General features: G+C 68.4%; 19 protein-coding genes. 11 read left to right on the top strand and 8 right to left on the bottom strand.

Annotation, left to right across the window (positions count from 1 at the left end):
* Positions 1-16 precede the first annotated feature (16 nt).
* Genes FFS49_RS23720 through FFS49_RS23710 form a run of 3 tightly spaced genes read right to left on the bottom strand, consistent with a single transcriptional unit; the run spans position 17 to position 2990 of the window.
* Positions 17-1462 (bottom strand): LutB/LldF family L-lactate oxidation iron-sulfur protein, encoded by a 1446-nt coding sequence (locus tag FFS49_RS23720; RefSeq protein ID WP_071335081.1) that lies wholly within the window; start codon positions 1460-1462, stop codon positions 17-19.
* A complete protein-coding gene (locus tag FFS49_RS23715; RefSeq protein ID WP_105815057.1) occupies positions 1459-2193 on the bottom strand; it encodes a lactate utilization protein C in 735 nt (244 codons plus the stop codon). Before FFS49_RS23715 ends, FFS49_RS23720 begins: the two co-directional genes overlap by 4 nt.
* Positions 2190-2990 (bottom strand): (Fe-S)-binding protein, encoded by an 801-nt coding sequence (locus FFS49_RS23710; RefSeq protein ID WP_105815056.1) that lies wholly within the window; start codon positions 2988-2990, stop codon positions 2190-2192. The genes FFS49_RS23715 and FFS49_RS23710 overlap by 4 nt, the downstream gene beginning before the upstream one ends.
* 135 nt (positions 2991-3125) lie before the next feature.
* Between FFS49_RS23710 and FFS49_RS23705 the strand changes: the two genes are divergently transcribed.
* From FFS49_RS23705 to FFS49_RS23685, 5 genes are all read left to right on the top strand, one after another.
* On the top strand, positions 3126-3842 hold the full coding sequence (locus tag FFS49_RS23705) for a FadR/GntR family transcriptional regulator (protein WP_105815055.1): 717 nt from the start codon (positions 3126-3128) through the stop codon (positions 3840-3842).
* 258 nt (positions 3843-4100) lie between these two features.
* Complete coding sequence (locus tag FFS49_RS23700) at positions 4101-5690, top strand: phospholipase D family protein (protein WP_224755820.1); 1590 nt, start codon at positions 4101-4103, stop codon at positions 5688-5690.
* A 148-nt stretch (positions 5691-5838) separates the two neighbouring features.
* The gene (locus FFS49_RS23695; protein ID WP_105815053.1) at positions 5839-6612 is read left to right on the top strand and encodes a class II aldolase/adducin family protein; all 774 of its coding nucleotides are present in this window, start codon (positions 5839-5841) and stop codon (positions 6610-6612) included.
* 367 nt (positions 6613-6979) lie between these two features.
* The gene (locus tag FFS49_RS23690) at positions 6980-7414 is read left to right on the top strand and encodes a CHRD domain-containing protein (RefSeq protein WP_071335075.1); all 435 of its coding nucleotides are present in this window, start codon (positions 6980-6982) and stop codon (positions 7412-7414) included.
* Between the two features lie 89 nt (positions 7415-7503).
* Positions 7504-8466 (top strand): alpha/beta hydrolase, encoded by a 963-nt coding sequence (locus FFS49_RS23685; RefSeq protein WP_105815052.1) that lies wholly within the window; start codon positions 7504-7506, stop codon positions 8464-8466.
* On the opposite strand, the gene FFS49_RS23680 is transcribed toward FFS49_RS23685, so the two are convergent.
* A complete protein-coding gene (locus FFS49_RS23680; protein ID WP_039360141.1) occupies positions 8436-9278 on the bottom strand; it encodes an EcsC family protein in 843 nt (280 codons plus the stop codon). The genes FFS49_RS23685 and FFS49_RS23680 overlap by 31 nt on opposite strands.
* Positions 9279-9385: 107 nt before the next feature.
* Here FFS49_RS23680 and FFS49_RS23675 point away from each other — a divergent pair, with 107 nt between their 5' ends.
* Both FFS49_RS23675 and FFS49_RS23670 read left to right on the top strand, forming a co-directional pair.
* Positions 9386-10981 (top strand): MDR family MFS transporter, encoded by a 1596-nt coding sequence (locus FFS49_RS23675; protein WP_105815051.1) that lies wholly within the window; start codon positions 9386-9388, stop codon positions 10979-10981.
* Between the two features lie 26 nt (positions 10982-11007).
* The gene (locus FFS49_RS23670; protein ID WP_039360135.1) at positions 11008-11454 is read left to right on the top strand and encodes a MarR family transcriptional regulator; all 447 of its coding nucleotides are present in this window, start codon (positions 11008-11010) and stop codon (positions 11452-11454) included.
* 69 nt (positions 11455-11523) lie between these two features.
* On the opposite strand, the gene FFS49_RS23665 is transcribed toward FFS49_RS23670, so the two are convergent.
* Positions 11524-12105, bottom strand: coding sequence for a DJ-1/PfpI family protein (locus tag FFS49_RS23665; protein ID WP_039360134.1), 582 nt, complete (start codon positions 12103-12105; stop codon positions 11524-11526).
* Positions 12106-12271: 166 nt separating this feature from the next.
* Positions 12272-13552 (bottom strand): amino acid deaminase, encoded by a 1281-nt coding sequence (locus FFS49_RS23660; RefSeq protein WP_047852214.1) that lies wholly within the window; start codon positions 13550-13552, stop codon positions 12272-12274.
* 119 nt (positions 13553-13671) lie between these two features.
* Here FFS49_RS23660 and FFS49_RS23655 point away from each other — a divergent pair, with 119 nt between their 5' ends.
* The 4 genes from FFS49_RS23655 to FFS49_RS23640 all read left to right on the top strand — a co-directional run bounded on the left by FFS49_RS23655 (position 13672) and on the right by FFS49_RS23640 (position 17155).
* On the top strand, positions 13672-14610 hold the full coding sequence (locus FFS49_RS23655; RefSeq protein WP_105815050.1) for a MurR/RpiR family transcriptional regulator: 939 nt from the start codon (positions 13672-13674) through the stop codon (positions 14608-14610).
* A 2-nt stretch (positions 14611-14612) separates the two neighbouring features.
* Positions 14613-16094: a D-aminoacylase gene (locus FFS49_RS23650; RefSeq protein WP_105815049.1), complete on the top strand. Its 1482-nt coding sequence runs from the start codon at positions 14613-14615 to the stop codon at positions 16092-16094.
* 75 nt (positions 16095-16169) lie between these two features.
* Positions 16170-16556, top strand: a complete 387-nt coding sequence (locus FFS49_RS23645) for a RidA family protein (protein WP_011353171.1) — start codon at positions 16170-16172, stop codon at positions 16554-16556.
* Positions 16557-16735: 179 nt separating this feature from the next.
* Positions 16736-17155 carry a VOC family protein gene (locus FFS49_RS23640; protein WP_105815048.1) on the top strand — a complete coding sequence of 140 codons (420 nt, stop codon included), beginning with the start codon at positions 16736-16738 and terminating at the stop codon, positions 17153-17155.
* A gap of 127 nt (positions 17156-17282) precedes the next feature.
* Here the strand turns inward: FFS49_RS23640 and queF are convergent, their stop codons facing one another.
* A complete protein-coding gene (gene queF, locus FFS49_RS23635) occupies positions 17283-18107 on the bottom strand; it encodes an NADPH-dependent 7-cyano-7-deazaguanine reductase QueF (RefSeq protein WP_047852210.1) in 825 nt (274 codons plus the stop codon).
* Between the two features lie 11 nt (positions 18108-18118).
* Complete coding sequence (gene ilvA / locus FFS49_RS23630; RefSeq protein WP_071335066.1) at positions 18119-19642, bottom strand: threonine ammonia-lyase, biosynthetic; 1524 nt, start codon at positions 19640-19642, stop codon at positions 18119-18121.
* Positions 19643-19903 lie beyond the last annotated feature (261 nt).

Genomic DNA, 19903 nt, shown 5'->3' with positions numbered 1-19903 from the left:
TTGAGAAACGAAACGGCTATTCGGGCTGGCCGCGTGCGCGCAGCAGGTCGGACAGGCTGCGCGGCGCCGGCTCGAGCGGCGTGCGGTGCTGCGTCCAGCCCATCTGTTTGGCGGGCGTCAGCGCACGCAGCCGCGTGGCGGTCCAGCGGAACGCGCGATATGCGCGCGGATGCGCAAACGCGCCCGACCAGAAGCGCCACACGAGGTCTTCCGCGCGGTTGTAGTTCGCGCCCTGGCCGCGCAGCGGGTGCGCGACGGGTTCGTCGGGCTTGCGGTTCGCTTCGGTGCGCAGCCGCACGAGCAGTTGCGGGATCGGAATTCGCACCGGGCACACCTCGCCGCACGCGCCGCACAGCGTCGATGCGGTCGGCAGGTCGGCCGTCGCGTCGAGGCCGAGCAGGTGCGGCGAGATGATCTTGCCGATCGGGCCCGGGTAGGTCGTGCCGTAGGCGTGACCACCGATGCGCGTATAGACGGGGCAGTGGTTCATGCACGCCCCGCAGCGGATGCACTGCAGCGTCGCGCGCAGCTGCTCGTCCGCGTAGGCCTGCGTGCGGCCGTTGTCGAGCAGCACGAGATGCAGCTCGCGCGGGCCGTCGCGTTCGCCGTCGCGGCGCGGGCCCGAGATCAGGTTGAAGTAGGTCGTGATCGCCTGGCCGGTGGCCGAACGCGTGAGCAGGCTCGACAGCGGCACGATGTGCTCGAGCTTTTCGACGACCTTCTCGATCCCCATGATCGCGACGTGCGTGTCGGGTACCGTCGTCGACAGCCGGCCGTTGCCTTCGTTCTCGACGAGCCACAGCGTGCCGGTGTCGGCCGCCGCGAAGTTCACGCCCGACAGGCCGATGTCGGCTTCCGTGAACGCGCGGCGCAGCGCGCGCCGGCCGGTCTGGATCAGCTCGTCGACGTCCTCCGTGTAGCGCGTGCCGGGGATGTGTTCCTCGAACAGCTCGGCGATGTCGCCGCGCGTCTTGTGGATCGCCGGCATCACGATATGCGACGGCTTCTCGCCCGCGAGCTGCACGATGAATTCGCCCATGTCGGATTCGATGCAATCGACGCCGTGCTCCGCGAGGGAGTGGTTCAGCTCGATTTCCTCGCTCGCCATCGACTTGCCCTTGATCACGCGGCGCGCCTTCTTCGCCTGCGCGATGCCGAGCACGATTGCGTTCGCGTCGGCCGCCGTCTCGGCCCAGTGCACGTTCACGCCGGCTTCGGTGAGCTTCGTCTCCAGCCGTTCGAGCAGCGCGGGCAACTGCGCGAGCGCATGCTGGCGCACCGCTTCGCCGAGGTCGCGCAGTTGCTGCAGCTCGTCGTCGTCGGGGAACTGCGTTGCGCGCTTGCCCTGCAGGAAGTCCATCGCGCCGCGAAAGCTCTTGCGCAGCGCGGGATCGTCGAGCGCAGCGCGCGCGCGGGTCTTGAAGTCGCCGGGGGCGACGAATTGCAGCGTGTGGTCGCTCATCGCGGGATGTCCTCGCTGACGGTGGTGGCCGCGCGGCCGGCTGCCGTACCGGTGACGATCACGACCCACAGGCGGCGCGGGCCATGCGCGCCATAGGCGAGCGTCTGCTGGATGTCGGAGGTCTTCGACGGGCCCGACACCAGCACGAGGTTGGTCGGCATGCCGGCCTGCCAGCGCTCCGCGTGCACGGCCGCATGCAGGTCGGGATGCAGCGTGCTCGCGTGGACGAGCGCGACGTGCAGCGGCGGCACGAGCGACACCGTGCGCGGCGTGCCGGCATCGGGTGCGAGCACGATGGTGCCGGTGGCCGCGATGCCCGAGCGCGCAACGGTGAAACCCGCGTCGATCGTGTCGAACAGTTCGGTTTTCCACGCGTCGATCGGCCGGTCGAACGGTACCGGCGCGACCGCGTCGGGCAGCGCGCGGGCGAGCGCGGCGGATTCGGCGCGGGCCGGGTCGAGCAGCAGGCGGCGCACGCCGGCCTCGGCGAGCCGCGCGGCGAGTTGCGCGGGCCATTCGTCGCCGGTCGCGCGCCAGACGTCCGCGTGCGACGCGGTGAGCGCGGCCTGCATCGTGACGGCCAGCGTGTGTGGATCGTGCGCGGCCTCGTTCTGCGCGCGGCGCGTGTCGTAATGCGTGTCGATGCGCGCGTCGAGTGCGGGGGCGGCCGCGGCCGCCACACCCGGGGCGGCCGCGCGCAGCCGCTGGAGGATTGCGTCGCGCGCGCTCATGGCTTGTCTCCGCGCAGCGATGCGGCGCCTGCCGTGCGCCGCCACAGGAAGCTGGCGAGGTGCTCGACCGGCAGCGCCGCGCCGGACTTGTCGGCCGCGTGGCCGATGTTCAGCAGGCAGCCGCAGTCGGCGGACACGAGCCGGTCGCAGCCCGTCGCGCAGGCCGACGCAACCTTGTCGCGCACCATCGCGCCGGAGATGTCGGGATGCTTCAGCGAGAACGTCCCGCCGAAGCCGCAGCATTCGGATTCGCGTTCGTGTTCGATGCGCGTCACGCCCGGCAGTGCGTCGACGAGCGCGACGCCGTGTACACGCGTGCCCATCTCGCGGCGGGCTGCGCATGACGTGTGCAGCACCACGCGCTCGTCGGCGCCGGCCGGCGCGGCGAGTGCATCGAGCCGCACGTCGAGCACGTGGACGAGGAATTCGGTGAGTTCGTAGGTCCGTTCCGCGATCGCACGGGCCTTGGGGCCGTGGACGGGGTCGTCGGCAAACAGCGCCGGCCAATGGTGCCGGATCATGCCGCCGCACGAGCCGGACGGCACGATCACGGGCCACGGTTCGGCGAACAGGTCGAGCTGAGCGGCCGCGACGCGGCGCGCTTCGTCGGGATTGCCGCTGCTGTAGGCCGGCTGCCCGCAGCAGCTCTGGCCGCGCGGATAGTGGACGGTCAGGCCTTCGCGTTCCAGCAGGCGGACCGCGTCGAGCCCGGCTTCGGGGACGAACAGGTCGACCAGGCAGGTCGCGAACAGATAGACGTGCGCGGCGGCGGCGGCGGGGTACTGCCTTTCGTTCATGTCTCGCTCCAAATTCGACGGCCGCTGCATGCGGATGCGGGACGACGATTTCGCTGCATAATTCCCGCGACGGCGCCGCAGCTCAAATTGGTTGGGCCAATCGGCGTGACAGGCATTCCGCAGGGAGACGCGACGATGGCAGCGATGACGGCACGGGGCCGGACCGAAGTGGTGATGCGCAAGATCGAGACGGCGCTGCTCGACGGCACCTGGCCCGCCGGCGCACGCCTGCCGGCCGAGCGCGTGCTCGCGCAGGAATACGGCGTTGCGCGCAATACGGTGCGCGAGGCGACCCAGCGGCTCGTCGCGCGCGGGCTGCTGCAGAGCCGGCGCGGCGCGGGCGTCTACGTGACTGACCAGTTGCGTGCCGGCATCGCATCACCCTGGGGCCAGCTGGTCGCCGATCATCCGGCGCTGCGCGACGACATCCTCGAGTTCCGCCGCGTGCTCGAAGGCGCGACCGCCTATTTCGCCGCGCTGCGCGCCGATGCGAACGACCGGCGCCGGATCCGTGCGCTGCTGCGCGAGCTCGAAGCCGCGCACGCGAACGGCGCCGCGGCCGTCGAAGCCGCGACCGACGCGAAGCTGCACGAGGCGATCGCGCTCGCGTCGCACAACACGATGTTCCTGCACCTGCATACGAGCGTGATCGGGATGCTGCGCGAGCACATCTCGATCAACGTGGCGGGCATGACGACGCATGACGAGCAGGCGTCCGAGCTGTTGTTGCAGCAGCACCGCGTCGTGTGCGACGCGATCTGCGCGCAACGGCCGGAGGAGGCGCGCACCGCGATGCAGACGCACATCGACTACGTGCGCAGCCATTTCGAGCGCAGCGGCGATGGTGCCTGATTGGTTGGACCGCTATCGCGCGTGCCCCGTCCAGCGGCCGCCTCCGGCGCGGCGGGGTATCGACGCCCGGCAGTCGGCGGCACGCCTGCGGTTCGACAGTGCGGGTGTCGCCCGCGCGATTGACCGGTTCATCGGGCGCCCACTAGAATCGGCCGGAACCGCGCGCCAGCCGCGCGCCGCGGCGCATGCGGGCCTTTTGTTCCGCAAGTCGAGGAAGTTTCCGTGTTCACCTCTTTGATCCGGCGCGCACCGGCCGCGCTGTCGTGGCGCGCCGCATGCCGCCCGGCCCGCGCACTGGCCGTCGGTGTGCTGCTGTCGCTCGTCGCCGCGTGCGCGACGCATCCGCCCGCCACCACGCTCGATCGCCCGGTCTCCCACGCGTTGCCGCCCGATACCGCGACGCCGCTGCGCGATGCGCTGGCCGCGCCCGAGGCCGCGCATCCGGGCCAGTCCGGTTTCCGGCTGCTGCCGGAAGGTGCCGAGGCGCTGCAGATGCGCATCGCGCTCGCACGCGCCGCGACGAAGACGCTCGACATGCAGTACTACATCGCGACCGAGGACACGACCGGCAAGCTGCTGCTCGCCGCGGCGCTGTACGCGGCCGATCGCGGCGTGCGGGTGCGGATGCTGGTCGACGACCTGAATTTCCGCGACATCGATCGCATCATGGCCGCGCTGAACACGCATCCGAACATCGAGATCCGTGTGTTCAACCCGTTCGGCGCGTCGCAGCAGCGCATGGTCGAGCGCACGGCCAATTTCTTCACGCGCATCGACAGCTTCACGCGCCGGATGCACAACAAGGCGATGATCGCGGACAACCAGATCGCGATCGTCGGCGGCCGCAATCTCGGCGACGAATACTTCAACGCGAGTCCGACGCTGCAGTTCCGCGATCTCGACGTGCTGGCCGCCGGCCCCGTGACGAACGACGTCTCGGCGAGCTTCGACACGTACTGGTCGAGCGCGAGCAGCTATCCGCTGCGTGTGCTGAACCACCAGTCGTTCGATCCGAAGGACCTCGACGCGACGCGCGACGAGCTGCGCGCCCACTGGCGCACGAATGCCGATCCATACAACGCGAAGCCGCTGAACGCGACGCCGCTCGCGCAGCAGATTGCGCGCGACGAGCTCGCGCTCGTGTGGGCGCCGGCCGAGTTCAAGGTCGACGCGCCCGACAAGGTCGCGCGGCCGACCGACGCGTACGTGAGCCCGCCGATGCAGCGCCTGGCGGAACTCACGCGCGGGGCGCAGCAGGAATTCCTCGCGTTCTCGCCGTATTTCGTGCCGCATGACGCCGGCGTGAAGATCCTCGGCGAGGCGACCGCGCGCGGTGTGCGCGTCGCGATCCTGACGAATTCGCTCGCCGCGACCGACGCGGTCGCCGTGCAGGCCGGCTACGGTCCGTATCGCGCGCCGTTGCTGCGGCACGGTGTCGAGCTGTACGAGTTCAAGGCGCAGCCGGGCCAGCCGCGCGCGCGCCTGTTCGGGTCGCGCTCGCGGGCAAGCCTGCACGCGAAGGCGTACGTGATCGACCGGAAGATCCTCGTGATCGGCTCGATGAACCTCGATCCGCGTTCCGCGCACCTGAACACCGAACTGGCGCTCGTGATTCACAGCCCGGCGCTCGCGCAGCAGGTCGCGACGATCTTCGCGCGCGTGACCCGGCCGGATGAAAGCTACCGCGTGAGCCTCGTGACGCCGGCGGGCGGCGGGGCGCCCGAACTCGAATGGACGGGCATCGACGACGGCCAGCCGACCACCTATCACGTCGATCCGCATGCGGGGCTGCTGCGCAACGTGATGACCGGCATGTTCATGCTGCTGCCGGTGGACGACCAGCTATAAGGGGACGGAAGCGCTCCGGCTAAACCCGCGTTTCCGGTGCGCGGGGAAGAGTGATATGGTTGTGTGCGCAACTAATGTGGCGTGCAGGGCGGTGCCGCGTACGGCCCGCGCCTCGCGTGCCGCGCACACCCGCAACCGGAGTTCCCCCATGCAACGTGTTCCGAACCAGCCGTTCACGCGTCCCGCCCGTTTCTCCGAAGCCGAATGGCAGGCGCGCGTGCAGCTCGCGGCGGCTTACCGCATCTTCGATCATCTCGGCTGGACCGAGCTGATCTACAACCATATCTCGCTGCGCGTGCCGGGCGAGGACGGGCATTTCCTGATCAATCCGTTCGGGCTCCATTACCGCGAGGTGTGCGCGTCGAACCTCGTGAAGATCGACATCGACGGCAACGTGATCGGTCATTCCGACTGGCCGATCAATCCGGCCGGTTTCACGTTCCACAGCGCGATCCATGCGGCGCTGCCGGATGCGCACTGCGTGATGCACGTGCACACGACGCCGACGATGGCCGTGTGCTGTTCGCGCGACGGGCTGTCGTTCTCCAATTTTTATTCGGCGCAGCTGTACGGGAAGATCGCTTATCACGACTTCGAGGGCATCACCGTGCATCTCGAAGAGGGGCGGCGCATCGTCGAGAGCGCCGGCGGGCGGCCGGTGCTGCTGTTGCGCAACCATGGGCCCGTGACGATCGGCGCGACGCTCGCGCAGACCTTCTCGCTGATGTGGCTGCTCAATCGCGCATGTGAGGTGCAGGTCGCCACGCATGCGATCGGCGACGCGCTGCCGATCGCGCCGTCGGTGCTCGAGGGGTGCGTGCGCGATTCGCTGAATTTCGATCCGAAGCATGGCGCGGGGCAGGACGCGTTCGACGCGCTGCAGCGGATGGTCGATCGCATCGATCCGGGCTATCGCGCGTGACGTGAAGCGGTGCGCTCGCTTCGTCGTGCCTGATACGGGGTGAACCGGATCCGACGGCGGCGTGCGCAAAAAAAACGCGGCCGGGCGGCCGCGTGAATACTCGCAGACTCCTTCGGACGAAGGAAACAAGCAACTGTGAGACGAAGTGTAGCGAAAGGCCGCGCGCCGATTCAGTCATCCGGCTGCAAAGGTCCATTCCAGGTTGATGCAGACTGACGCGCCGTGCGCCGCGCGAGCGGGCCGGCCGGGCGCGGTGCGGCGATTCGCTGCATGGCCGTTCGGTCGACTCCCGGACCGGCGGCGATCGACTACCATCATGTCTGGCGCCCCCGCTCGGGCGGCGTACAACGTCGTACAAGGAGAGTCCATGCTCAAGCTGCGTTTGCTCCAGGTCGCGTTACTCGCGGGCGTGCTGGCCGCCGGCAGCGCCGCCGCCGAAACGGTGCGCCTGTCCGCCAATCTCCAGCCGTCGAGTGAAGTGCCGCCCACGGCGACCAAGGGCTCGGGCGACGTCGAGGCCACCTACGATACGGCCACGCACATGCTGCAGTGGAAGGTCACTTACGAACACCTCACGGGGCCGGCCACCGCCGCGCACTTCCACGGGCCGGCGCCGGTCGGCCAGAACGCGGGCGTGCAGGTGCCGATTCCGAAGGAGGACCTGGCGAGCCCGATCAAGGGCTCGAAGGAACTCACCGACACGCAGGTCACCGACCTGATGGGCGGCAAGTGGTACTTCAACGTCCATACGAAGGAGCACCCGGCCGGCGAGATCCGCGGCCAGGTGATGCCGGCGAACTGAGCGCCGGCGTTTGATGTAGAGGCACCTGTCGAGCGGTGCGGAAGCGATCGCACGTACCATCGTCACACTGTGATTACGGAGTGCGTCCGATGAGTTGGCAAAGCAAGTTCGCCTGCTGGCTGCTGCGCTGGCAGTTCCGTCCCGAGACCACGCGCGAGGTGCTCGATCCCGCCCGCGCACGGCGCTTTACCGACCTGCGGATGATCGTGCCGCGCCGTGCGCCGTCGGGCTACCGATTGCGCCAGTGCCATGGCCCGGGCGACGCGCCGCTGCGCGGCGAATGGCTCGAGCGCACCGACTCGGTTGCGGGCCGTGGGCCCGGCCGCACGCTGCTGTACTTCCATGGCGGCGGCTATTACTTCTGTTCGACGAAGACCCACCGTCCGCTCGTGTTCGGCTTGACGAAGCGCGCGGGCGTGCGCTCGTTCTCGCTCGACTACCGGCTGGCGCCCGAGAACCGCTTCCCGGCCGCGCTCGACGATGCGCTGGCCGCGTACCGGCAACTGCTGGCGCTCGGCACGCCGCCCGAATCGATCGTGCTCGGCGGCGATTCGGCGGGCGGCGGCCTCGCGCTCGCGACGCTCGTCGCGCTGCGCGACCGCGGCGAGCCGCTGCCGGCCGGCGCGATCCTGTTCTCGCCGTGGACCGACCTGGCCGCCACCGGCGCGACGCTGCGCACGAACGACGGCGCCGATCCGATGTTCGCGGGCGCGGCGCTCGCGAAGGCCGCGAAGCTGTACCTGGGTGACGAGCCGGGCACGAACCCGTACGCATCGCCGCTCTACGCGGATTTCGCGGGCCTGCCGCCGCTGTATATCCAGGTCGGCAGCACCGAGGTGCTGCTCGACGATTCGCGCCGCGTCGCCGAGAAGGCGAAGGCGGCCGGGGTTGCGGTGGAGATCGAGGTGTGGCCGGACATGCCGCACGTGTGGCAGCTGTACGCGCCGATGGTGCCGGAGGCACGTGACGCGCTCGACCGCGCGGCCGCGTTCCTGCGCCGCGTCGCAGTCGAACGCGCGGTTCAGCGCGCCGGCGAGGCGTCGATCGCCTGATAGGCGGCTTTGACGGCCACCGAGCCGTACTTGCGCTCGAGCCGGCGTACGGTGAAGTGGCCGTGCGCCATCTGCTGGAAGTGGTCGATGAACAGCGTATTGACGGTCGCGCCGAGCACGGCGCCGATCGCCGGGATCGACTTCGCGGCCATCTGCTCGGTCACCTGCACCGAGAAGCGCGACGCCACCGTCTGCACGAGCTTGAACACGGCTGCCGAGCTGTGCGCGGCGATGCCCTTCGTCGTGATGTCGGACGACGCCTTCGAGATCGCCTGCGCGAGCGCACCGCGCAGCACGAAATAGCCGAAATCGGCGTCCTCTTCCTGCTTGTCCGGGTTGCCGCCCATGCCGAGCACGGCCAGGCATTGCAGCTGCGTATCGACCGAGCCCAGGTCTTCCCCCTCGCTGCGCGCGATGTCGCACACCGAGCGGAAGATCAGCGTCGTCGTCACCGGCAGCTCGACCGGCAGCGCGAGAAAGCCGAACGCACCGCCCGCCGCGCCGGTCGTCGCAACCGCGAGCTTGTGCAGCAGGTTGCTCGGCTTGTCGGGTTCGGCGTCCGGCCCGGGCGGCTTGCCGAGCGTGCGCAGCGCGATGTTCAGGCACTTGCGCAGCGCGAGCTGCGTCGCGTCGTTGATCTTGCCGGTCGCGAAATCCGGCAGCCGGGCGATCATTTTCTCGACCGGCGCGCCGAGCATGCCCGTCAGCTTCATCGTCAGCGACGGGCTTTCCAGCACCTGCTTCGCGCGCCACAGCGCGTCCCGGTCCTCCTGAGACAGTGTGGTCGCGGGGGTGATTGAAATCGGTTCCATCTTTCTCCTTGGCGGTCTGAGCCGGTTTGACCGTCACCGGCCTAGATTACTCCGGCGTGCTAGAATTTTGAGATTGTTTGACTCGTCAAAAGTTGCGCCAACAAAAAATGGCCGTCCATACTGCCGCCCACCATTCGAGCGGGCAAGTCCTGCCGTTCCGCGAATCGCTGCTGGCGATGATCGGGATCTCATTTGTCACCATGCTGGTCGCGCTCGACCAGACCGTCGTCGGCACCGCGTTGCCGACCATCGTTGCCGAGCTTCGCGGTTTCGACCTGTACGCATGGGTTGCGACCTCGTACCTGCTCAGTTCCGTGATCACGGTGCCGATCTTCGGCCGGCTCGGCGATTATTACGGCCGCAAGCCGTTCGTCATCGCGTCGATCGTCGTGTTCACCGGCGCGTCGGTGCTGTGCGGGATGGCGAACGACATGCTGATGCTCGTGCTCGCGCGCGGGCTGCAGGGGATCGGCGGCGGGATGCTGGTCGGCACCGCGTTCGCGTGCATTCCCGACCTGTTCCCCGATTCCGTCGTGCGCTTGCGCTGGCAGGTGCTGATGAGCTCCGCGTTCGGCATCGCGAACGCGGTCGGCCCGTCGCTCGGCGGCGTGCTGACGCAGTCGTTCGGCTGGCGCTCGGTGTTCTACGTGAATTTGCCGGTCGGCCTGCTGTCGCTGCTGTTCGTGTGGCGCTACCTGCCGCACCTGCGCCATGTCGAGCACGATCGCAAGATGCGGCTCGACTGGCCGGGCGCGCTGCTGATCGCGCTGTCGCTCGGCGCGCTGCAGCTGTTCGTCGAATGGCTGCCGAAGTACGGCGTCGCGAGCTGGGCGTCGCTGCTGCTCGTCGTCGCGGTCGCGGCCGGTTTCGGCCTGTGGCACTGGGAGCGGCGCTGCGCGCAGCCGATCTTGCCGTTCGACATGTTCGGCAACCGCGCGCTGTCGGCGCTCTTCGTGCTGGCGATCCTCGCCGGCTTCTCGATGTTCTCGCTGCTGTTCTACGCGCCGCTGCTGTTCCAGGGCGGGTTCGGAATGTCGCCGAAGGAGGCGGGGCTCGTGATCACGCCGCTCGTCGTGTTCATCACGATCGGCAGCATCATGAACGGCCGGGTCGTCACGCGCATCCGCAATCCGAACGCGATGCTGCACGTCGGTTTCGTGCTGTTCGCGATCACTTGTGCGGGCATCGTCGTGTCGACCCACACGACGCCGAAGTGGGTGCTGATGGCGCTGATGGTCGCGGGCGGCATCGGGCTCGGCTTCGTGCTGCCGAACCTCACCGTCTTCGCGCAGCAGACGGCCGGCCGCGAGCATCTCGGTATCGCGACGGCGCTGCTGCAGTCGCTGCGGATGGTCGGCGGAATGGTCGGCACCGCGCTCACCGGCACGCTCGTCAACCAGATGTATTCGGGCGGCGTGCGCGATGCGCTGTCGGCCGACCATGCGATGCAGTGGCATGCGCAGCTCGCCGATCCGCAGATCCTGATCGATCGCGCGGCGCAGGGCGGTCTCGTCGCGGAGCTGACGCGCGCCGGGCATAATGGCGCGCTGCTGCTGGAAGCGGCCCGCGAATCGCTCGTCGGCGCGATTCACCTGGGCGTCGCCATGGCGGCGGTCGTCGCCGTGGTGTCGGTGTGGCAGTGCCGCCGCGTGCCGCCGATCGCGCTGCGGCACAAGATCGAACCGCATGTCGCGGCCGACTGAACGATTGAACGAACAGAACTGAGCGCATGGAAGAACAGGACCGCGTCGCGATCTTGCAGCAATTCGGACGCACGTATCGCGCGTTCATGACCGCGTTCGAGGCGCACGTCGGGCAACCGATGCCGCGCTGGCGGATCATGGTCGCATTGCACACGATGGGCGGGCATTCGTCGCAGAAGAAGCTCGTCGAAGTGCTGCGCGTCGATCCGGGCGCGCTCACGCGCCAGTTGAAGTCGCTCGACGCGCTCGGCTGGATCCAGCGTGAATCCGATGCACGCGACAATCGCGTGACCAACGTGACGCTGACGGACGACGGCCGCGCCGCGTTCGATGCGTGCCTGCCGCGCCGCAAGGCGTTTCTCGAGCAGACGATGGCGCAATTGCCGGACGACGTGCTGAATGCGCTGTCGGGCGCGCTGGCGATGCTGGAGTCGCGGATCGCAGACGTCGGCTCGACGCCGGCCGCACGCTGAAGCACGGGGCAGGGCGGCGCGAACACGCCGCCGGCCCGGCCCTTCATCTCATCTCAATTCACTTCAGGTTCAAAGCTCGATGCGCGTGCCCAGCAGCACGAGGAACTGCGCCAGCCACGCCGGATGCGCGGGCCACGCGGGCGCGGTGACGAACGGCGCGTCGGTCACGGCCGCGTCGACCGGGATGTCCGCGTATTCGCCGCCCGCGAGCTTCACCTCGGGCGCGCAGGCCGGGTAGGCCGAGATGCGCTTGCCGCGGATCACGTCGGCGGCCGCGAGCAGTTGCGCCGCATGGCAGATCGCGGCGATCGGCTTGCCGGCTTCGGCGAACTCGCGTACGAGCGAGATCACCTTCGGATCGAGTCGCAGGTATTCGGGGGCGCGGCCGCCCGCGATCGCGAGCGCGTCGTAGCGCGATGCGTCGACGTCGTCGAATGCCGCGTTCAGCGTGAACTGGTGGCCGGGCTTCTCGGTGTAGGTCTGGTCGCCCTCGAAATCGTGGATCGCGGTCTTGATCTTGTCGCCCGCGCGCTTGCCCGGGCAGACTGCGTCGACGTGGTGGCCGACGGCCTGCAGCGCCTGGAACGGCACCATCGTTTCGTAGTCTTCGGCGAAATCGCCGGTCAGGAACAGGATCTTCTTCGCGGCCATGGCTTTCTCCAGTGGAGCTGCGTTGAGGGCCCGCACGACAGGCAAGTGCAACGCCCGCCCGGGGCTCCGAGGACGAAAGCGCAGTGTACTCCGGCCGCTTGAAGCGCGCGTGACGGCCGCCCCGCGCGAGCGGCGGGGCGGTCGGGCACGATGTGTGCGACGGGCGTCAGAAGAAGGTTTCGACGACTTCCGTCACGCTGAACTGCGGATCGAGCACGAGCACCTGGCGCCACTTGTCGAACGTCAGGCACGGGTGCGAGATGTCGAACGCGACCATGTCGCCGACTTTCACGTCCGCGCCCGGCGGGATCTGCAGGTACGCGTGCTGGTCCATCATCCCGGTGACGGCCCAGCCTTCGGCGGCGGCGACGTCGCGCGGCGCGGTGTCGCGGCCCGGGCGGAAGTGGCGCGCCGGCTCCGGCAGCCCCGCGTCGAATGCCGCGTCGCGCTTGCCGAGCGCGACGATCGCGCGATCTGCCTCCGGCACCGACTGCACGTAGGCCCACAGCTGCAGCGCGGGCAGCAGCCCTTCGCCCATCGTGCGTGCGATCGGGTTGCGCGCGAACACGTCGGTCTGCGCCTTCTTGTAGATGCCGACATCGTGCGTCAGGTAGCAACCCGGACGCAGCACGACTTCCGCGAAGCCGGCGTTCGACGCCTTCGCGAATTCCTCCGCGACCACGTCGTACCACGCCGAACCGGCGCCCGACAGGATCGCCGGCGTACGCGCGAAGCGGCCGGCCTCGGCCAGCTCGCGCGTGAGCGCGACCGCTTCCTGCAGGAACGTGCGGATCTCGCCTTCTTCCTTCAGCACGCCTTCGTAGAGTTCGATACCGGCCAGCTTCAGCGTGTCCGGATAGCGCGCGATCGCGGCGAGCACGGCCTCGCGTTGCGCGGCATCGCGCACGCCCGCGCGGCCGCCCGGCACGCCGAGCTCGAGCAGCACGTTCAGCGGCTTCTTCAGCGCGCCGAAGAAGCGGCCGAGCTGGTCGACGCTCTCCGCCGAATCGACGAGGCAGAAGAATTCGAAATCGGGATCGGACAGCAGCCCGGCGATGATCGTCATGTTCTGGCGGCCGACCAGCTGGTTCGCGAGCAGCACGCGGCGCACGCCGCCGTGATACGCGGCCTGCGTCTGGTGCGCGGTCGCGAGCGTGATGCCCCACGCGCCGGCGTCGAGCTGGCGGCGGAACAGTTGCGGCGCCATCGTCGTCTTGCCGTGCGGCGCAAACTTGACGCCGTACTTCTGCACGAATGCCTGCATCCAGTTCAGGTTGTGTTCGATGCGATCTTCGTAAAGCACGGCGGCCGGCAGGCTGACGTCTTCCGCAAGCAGGTTCCACTCGAGGCGGCCTGCTTCGCCGAGCGGCACGCTCGCGCTCGGCAGATTGCCGAGGCCCTTGCCGAACGGATCGATCGTCGCTTCCTGATAGTTTGTAACTTTCATGTCATCCCGCTCCATCATCACTATGCATTGCACTGAAGTTGACACGCCGATGGTACAGAAAGTAGCATCGGCGCGGTGATGTTATTTAGTAACATCGAGCTTCGAACTCATTTCCGCAGATGAATACGCCCGCCACTCCGTCCGCCCCGCTCGCGGCCGAGCTTCATCCGGCTCCGGCCGCTCCGTCGGTCCTCGACATCGTCGCGCGGATCGCCGAATGCGCGCCCGAGCTGCGCGAAGCCGAGCGCAAGGTCGCCGCGTTCATCCTCGCCGATCTCGCGCGCGCCGCGCATGCCAGCATCGGTGCGCTGGCACGCGACGCGGAGGTCAGCGTCGCGACGGTCACGCGTTTCGCGAAAGCGGTCGGCTGCCGCGACGTGCGCGAACTGAAGGTGCTCGTCGCGCAGGCGGCGGCCGTCGGCCAGCGCTTTCTGGTGCCGTCCGACGACGCACCGGCCGCCGACGCGAGCCCCGCGTCGATGGTCTACGACGAGATTCGCGTGGCGCTCGCGCACAACCATCAGTTGCTGCGCAATACGTCGTTCGAGGCAGCGGCCGACCTGCTCGCCGGCGCGAAGATGACCTACGTGTACGGGCAGGGCGGCGGCTCGACCGCGCTCGCCGACGAGCTGCGCTTCCGGCTCGTGCGCTTCGGCCGGCCGGTCGCGAGCTACCAGGACAGCGTGCTGCAGCGGATGGTGGCCGCGACGCTGTCGCGCGACACCGTCGTCGTCGCGCTGTCGGTGAGCGGCCGCGTGCCCGAGCTGCTCGAGAGCTGCCGGCTCGCGAAGCGCTACGGCGCGAAGCTGATCGCGATCACCGCGCCGGCTTCGCCGCTCGCGAAGCTGGCCGACCACCTGATTCCGGTCGTCGCGTTCGAAACCGATTTCATTTACAAGCCGTCGACATCGCGCTACGCGATGATGATGGCGATCGACGTGCTCGTCACCGGAGTCGCATTGCGGCTCGGCGATGCGGGCCGAGAATCGCTGCGCCGTATCAAGCACGCGCTCGATGCGCACCGCGGCGGCGGAGACCGTCAACCGGTAGGAGACTGACCATGCATTCGCATCCCGAAGCCGCCGATACGCTGATCGTCGGCGCGCAGCTTTACGACGGTACCGGCGCGCCGCCCGTCATGCGCGACGTCGCGATCCGCAACGGCCTGATCGCGGCGATCGGCAACCTGTCGAACTGGCTTGCCGAAAACGTCGTCGATGCGAACGGCCGCGCGCTCGCGCCGGGCTTCGTCGACGTGCACACGCACGACGACACGCACGTGATCCGCGCACCGGAGATGATCCCGAAGATCTCGCAGGGTGTGACGACCGTGATCGTCGGCAACTGCGGGATCAGCGCGTCGCCGGTAACGCTCGCGGGCGATCCGCCCGATCCGATGAACCTGCTCGGCGAGCGCGGTGCGTTCCAGTACCCGACTTTCGCCGACTACGTCGCGGCCGTGAACGGCGCACGTCCGGCCGTAAACGTCGCGGCGCTCGTCGGCCACACGGCGCTGCGCAACAACCAGATGGACCGCCTCGACCGCGCGGCGACCGACGGCGAGATCGCCGGCATGCGCGCGCAGCTCGAGGAGGCGCTCGCGAACGGCGCGCTCGGCCTGTCGTCGGGGCTCGCGTACGGCTCCGCGTTCGCGGCGCCCACCGAAGAGGTGATGGCGCTCGCCGAGCCGCTCGCGAATGCGGGCGCGCTGTACACCACGCACATGCGCACCGAGTTCGACGCGATCCTCGACGCGATGGAAGAGGCGTACCAGGTCGGCCGCCATGCGCGCGTGCCGGTCGTGATCTCGCACCTGAAGTGCGCGGGCCCGTCGAACTGGGGGCGCAGCACCGAAGTTCTCGCGTCGCTCGAAGGCGCGCGCCGCTACCAGCCGGTCGGCTGCGACTGCTATCCGTACAGCCGCAGCTCGTCGACGCTCGACCTGAAGCAGGTGACGGGCGACATCGACATCACGATCACGTGGTCGGAGCCGCATCCGGAAGTGGCGGGCAAGCTGCTGAAGGCGATCGCGGCCGAGTGGGGCGTGACCGAGCAGGAAGCCGCGCAGCGCATCCGCCCGGCGGGCGCCGTGTACCACAACATGTCCGAGGATGACGTGCGCCGGATCCTGTCGCATCCCGCGACGATGGTCGGCTCCGATGGCCTGCCGAACGATCCGCTGCCGCACCCGCGGCTGTGGGGCGCGTTCCCGCGCGTGCTCGGCCACTACGTGCGCGACACGAACCTGCTGCCGCTCGAGGAGGCGATCCGCAAGATGACGTCGCTGTCCGCGCGCCGCTACGGGATCGCACGGCGCGGCGAGGTGCACGTGGGCTACCACGCGGATCTCGTGCTGTTCGACCCGGCTAGCGTGATCGACGCCGCGACGTTCGAGAAGCCGCAGCAGCCCGCGCACGGGATCGACGCCGTGTGGGTGAACGGCGTGCTCACTTATGAAAACGGCCAGCCGACCGGCGAGCGCGCCGGCGGCTTCGTCGCGCGCGGCGAGCGCGTGCCGGCGAGTGCCGACGCCGCGTTCTGAACGCGGTGGTTGTCCGATCTGCCGCGCGCGCCGTCGTCGGTGCGCGCATCCGTAACCGAAACAAGGAGTGAAACGATGAAGCGATATGGCGTAGGCGAAGCGAAGGGCACGGGCGGCCAGGTGATGCCGTTCGCACGCGCGGTCGAGGCCGACGGCTGGCTGTACGTGTCGGGCCAGACGCCGATGGTGAACGGCGAGGTCGTCGAAGGCGGCATCGTCACGCAGTCGAAGCAGACGATCGAGAACGTGATCGCGATCCTGAAGGAAGCCGGCTACGGCCTCGAGCACGTCGTGCGCTGCGGCGTGTGGCTCGACGACGCGCGCGATTTCGCATCGTTCAACAAGGTGTTCATTTCGTACTTCGGCGAGCATCCGCCGGCACGCGCGTGCGTGCAGTCGAGCATGGTCATCGACTGCAAGGTCGAGGTCGACTGCATCGCGTACAAGGCGCCGGCGAAGTAACGTCGCCGCGGCAAGCCGCTACGCAACGGGCCCGGCGCATTCACGTGCGTCGGGCCCGTTTGTCACGTGCGGGCACCGGTCGATCGACGGGCGGCGCTCGCGCGCCCGTAGTCGCAACCGCCGCAACGCATTCCGCCCGTTCATGTAATGTGCCGCATGACCGTACGGAGAGGACATGCATGGAATGGGCTGCACTGGTGCCGGAGCTGATCTGCTCGGACCTTGCCGGAAGCATTCGCTTCTATCGCGACGTGCTCGGATTCCGGATTCGCTTCGAGCGTCCGGAAGACGGGTTCGCCTATCTTGAAATCGGGCGGGCCCAGCTGATGCTCGAGCGGTACAGTCCGGAGAGCTGGCTGACCGGCCCGCTGGAGCCGCCGTTCGGGCGCGGGGTCAACTTTCAGATCGAGGTCGACGCGCTCGATCCCATCCTCGACAGGATTCGCGTCGCGGGCGTGGTGCCGTTCGTCGAGCCGCGCACGTCCTGGTATCGGGAGGGCGACATCGAGCATGGCCAGGTCGAGATGCTGGTGCAGGATCCCGACGGCTACCTGTTGCGCCTGGTGAAGATTCTCCCGGAGCGGCCGGTGAGCCGGTGACAGCAGGCTGTCCACGCTTCTCCGCGCAATGAAAAAAAGCCCGGCCGGTTGAACCCGGCCGGGCTGTTTCGTTTGGGGTTGCCGTCGCGTGTTGCGGACCGCGACATGCGGCGGCTACCCGCCGCCGTCACTGCCGCGCATTACGCGCGTTGTCCGGCATCGGCTGGTTGTAGTTGGTGCGGAACGGGTTGATGTCGAGCCCGCCGCGGCGCGTATAGCGCGCATATACCGCGAGCTTCACCGGTTTGCACGCGTGCAGGATGTCGAGGAAGATCCGCTCGACACACTGCTCGTGAAAGCCCGTGTGGTTGCGGAACGAGATGATGTAGCGCAGCAGGCCCGCGTGATCGATCTGCGGCCCGACGTAGTGGATCTGCACGCTGCCCCAGTCGGGCTGGCCGGTGACCGGGCAGTTCGAGCGCAGCAGGTCGGACACGAGCGTTTCCTCGACCGGCGCTTCGTCTTCAGCGGCCGACAGCAGCGACGGATCGGGTTCGTACACGTCGGTGTCGAGGTCGAGCCGATCGAGCGACAGCCCGTCGAGCTCGTCCATCTCGAGCTTGCCGAAATCGTGCGGCGACACGAGCTGCACGGAGACGGTCGCGCCGCACGCCGCCGACACGTCGCGCTTCAGCGCGTCGCGCACCGCGTCGATCGAATCGAACTTCGTCTGCGCGAACGAGCCGAGATACAGCTTGAACGACTTCGATTCGACGATGTTCGGCGATTCGGCCGGCACGTAGAACGTCGCAACGGCGATCTGCGGCTTGCCGCGCGCGTTGAGCCACGACAGTTCGTAGGCGTTCCAGATGTCGGTGCCGAAGAACGGCAGCGCCGACGTGATGCCGAGCTGTTCGCGCGCGCCGGCGCGCGGGATCGGGAACAGCAGCGACGCGTCGTACTGGGCGGCGTAGACGGTGGCCTTGCCGAGCGGGGAATGTTCGGGATTCATGCGTGACGCCTTTACGACAGGAAGAGGCGGTAAGCCGGGTTGGCGCTCTCCTCGACATACGGATACCCGAGTGCCGCCAGGAAGCGTTCGAATTCGGCGCGATCGGCCTGCGGCACCTGCAGCCCGACGAGGATCGAGCTGTAGTCCGCGCCCTGGTTACGGTAGTGGAACAGGCTGATGTTCCAGTCCGGCGCCATCGACGACAGGAACTTCATCAGCGCGCCCGGCCGTTCCGGAAATTCGAAGCGGAACAGGCGCTCGTCGAGCGCGAGCGGCGAACGGCCGCCCACCATGTAGCGGATGTGTTCCTTCGACAGCTCGTCGTGCGTCAGGTCGACGGTCTGGAAGCCGTGCGATTCGAAGTTCGCGGCGATCTCGGCCGATTCGCCGCGGCGCTTGATCTGCACGCCGACGAAGATGTGCGCGGCCTGCGCATCGGCGATCCGGTAGTTGAACTCGGTGACGTTGCGGTCGCCGACGAGCGAGCAGAAGCGCTTGAAGCTGCCGCGCTCCTCGGGGATCGTGACCGCGAACACGGCTTCGCGCGCTTCACCCACTTCCGCGCGCTCGGCGACGAAGCGCATCCGGTCGAAGTTCATGTTCGCGCCGGACGTGACCGCGACGAGCGTCTGGTTCTCGATGCCTTCGCGTTCCGCGTAGAGCTTCGCGCCCGCGACCGCGAGCGCGCCGGACGGCTCGAGCACGCTGCGCGTATCCTGGAAGACGTCCTTGATCGCCGCGCACAGTGCGTCGGTGTTCACCGTCACGACGCCGTCGAGGTATTCGCTGCAGAGCCGGAAGGTTTCTTCGCCGACCAGCTTCACGGCGGTGCCGTCCGCGAACAGGCCGACCTCGCTCAGCTCGACACGCTTGCCGGCTTCCAGCGATTGCGCCATCGCGCACGAATCCTCGGCCTGCACGCCGATCACCTTGATCTCCGGGCGCACCGCCTTCACGTAGGCCGCGACGCCGGACGCGAGCCCGCCGCCGCCGATCGGCACGAAGATCGCGTGGATCGGGCCCTGATGCTGGCGGAGGATTTCCATCGCGATCGTGCCCTGGCCGGCGATCACGTACGGATCGTCGAACGGGTGGACGAACGTGAGGCCGCGCTCTTCCTGCACCTTGACCGCGTGTGCATACGCGTCGCTGTACGACTCGCCGGCCTGGATCACCTCCACGCTCGGGCCGCCGTGCGCACGCACCGCATCGACCTTCACCTGCGGCGTCGTGACCGGCACGACGATCACGGCCTTGACGCCCATCCGGGCCGCCGAGAACGCGACACCCTGCGCGTGATTGCCGGCCGACGCCGTAATCACGCCGCGCGCGAGCGCTTCCGCCGGAATGTGCGCCATCTTGTTGTACGCGCCGCGCAGCTTGAACGAGAACACCGGCTGGTTGTCCTCGCGCTTCAGGTAAACGGCGTTGCGCAGCCGGGCCGACAGGTTGCGGGCGGATTCGAGTTCCGTCTCGATCGCGACGTCGTAGACGCGCGCGGTGAGGATTTTCTTCAGGTAATCGTGGGATGCCATGGGCGCTCGCGTGCAGTGCGGAAGCAGACGGTAAAGGATCAATGATAGCGCCAAGGGTCTGCCTGCACGCAAGCGGCATGCCGAGCGCGTGCTCACGAGGCCGTACGGGCGGGTCGTCGGCGCGCTCGCGCTGCTTTTTTGACCGGCTTAACCGCGTGGTTACCGACCGGACGGACGGCGAATGATCGCACGAAATCGCGCCGAGCCAGGCCTGGCGCGGCTCGCGGGGATAGCCCCACGACCTGTCCGACGTGTCACGCG

This window comes from Burkholderia sp. 4NA327C6 (assembly GCF_005502655.1).
In the GTDB taxonomy this organism is placed as follows: Bacteria; Pseudomonadota; Gammaproteobacteria; order Burkholderiales; family Burkholderiaceae; genus Burkholderia; species Burkholderia contaminans.
The sequence above is the reverse complement of the archived record's forward strand: the minus strand, read 5'-3'. Positions and strand labels throughout refer to the sequence as shown.

Coding starts and splice junctions, on each gene's coding strand:
- FFS49_RS23655 (WP_105815050.1), top strand. CDS start 13,672: ATGAATACGCCCGCCACTCCGTCCGCCCCGCTCGCGGCCGAGCTTCAT.
- queF (WP_047852210.1), bottom strand. CDS start 18,107: ATGAATCCCGAACATTCCCCGCTCGGCAAGGCCACCGTCTACGCCGCC.
- FFS49_RS23650 (WP_105815049.1), top strand. CDS start 14,613: ATGCATTCGCATCCCGAAGCCGCCGATACGCTGATCGTCGGCGCGCAG.
- FFS49_RS23720 (WP_071335081.1), bottom strand. CDS start 1,462: ATGAGCGACCACACGCTGCAATTCGTCGCCCCCGGCGACTTCAAGACC.
- FFS49_RS23685 (WP_105815052.1), top strand. CDS start 7,504: ATGAGTTGGCAAAGCAAGTTCGCCTGCTGGCTGCTGCGCTGGCAGTTC.
- FFS49_RS23715 (WP_105815057.1), bottom strand. CDS start 2,193: ATGAGCGCGCGCGACGCAATCCTCCAGCGGCTGCGCGCGGCCGCCCCG.
- ilvA (WP_071335066.1), bottom strand. CDS start 19,642: ATGGCATCCCACGATTACCTGAAGAAAATCCTCACCGCGCGCGTCTAC.
- FFS49_RS23665 (WP_039360134.1), bottom strand. CDS start 12,105: ATGGCCGCGAAGAAGATCCTGTTCCTGACCGGCGATTTCGCCGAAGAC.
- FFS49_RS23640 (WP_105815048.1), top strand. CDS start 16,736: ATGGAATGGGCTGCACTGGTGCCGGAGCTGATCTGCTCGGACCTTGCC.
- FFS49_RS23670 (WP_039360135.1), top strand. CDS start 11,008: ATGGAAGAACAGGACCGCGTCGCGATCTTGCAGCAATTCGGACGCACG.
- FFS49_RS23710 (WP_105815056.1), bottom strand. CDS start 2,990: ATGAACGAAAGGCAGTACCCCGCCGCCGCCGCCGCGCACGTCTATCTG.
- FFS49_RS23645 (WP_011353171.1), top strand. CDS start 16,170: ATGAAGCGATATGGCGTAGGCGAAGCGAAGGGCACGGGCGGCCAGGTG.
- FFS49_RS23680 (WP_039360141.1), bottom strand. CDS start 9,278: ATGGAACCGATTTCAATCACCCCCGCGACCACACTGTCTCAGGAGGAC.
- FFS49_RS23695 (WP_105815053.1), top strand. CDS start 5,839: ATGCAACGTGTTCCGAACCAGCCGTTCACGCGTCCCGCCCGTTTCTCC.
- FFS49_RS23660 (WP_047852214.1), bottom strand. CDS start 13,552: ATGAAAGTTACAAACTATCAGGAAGCGACGATCGATCCGTTCGGCAAG.
- FFS49_RS23690 (WP_071335075.1), top strand. CDS start 6,980: ATGCTCAAGCTGCGTTTGCTCCAGGTCGCGTTACTCGCGGGCGTGCTG.
- FFS49_RS23705 (WP_105815055.1), top strand. CDS start 3,126: ATGGCAGCGATGACGGCACGGGGCCGGACCGAAGTGGTGATGCGCAAG.
- FFS49_RS23675 (WP_105815051.1), top strand. CDS start 9,386: ATGGCCGTCCATACTGCCGCCCACCATTCGAGCGGGCAAGTCCTGCCG.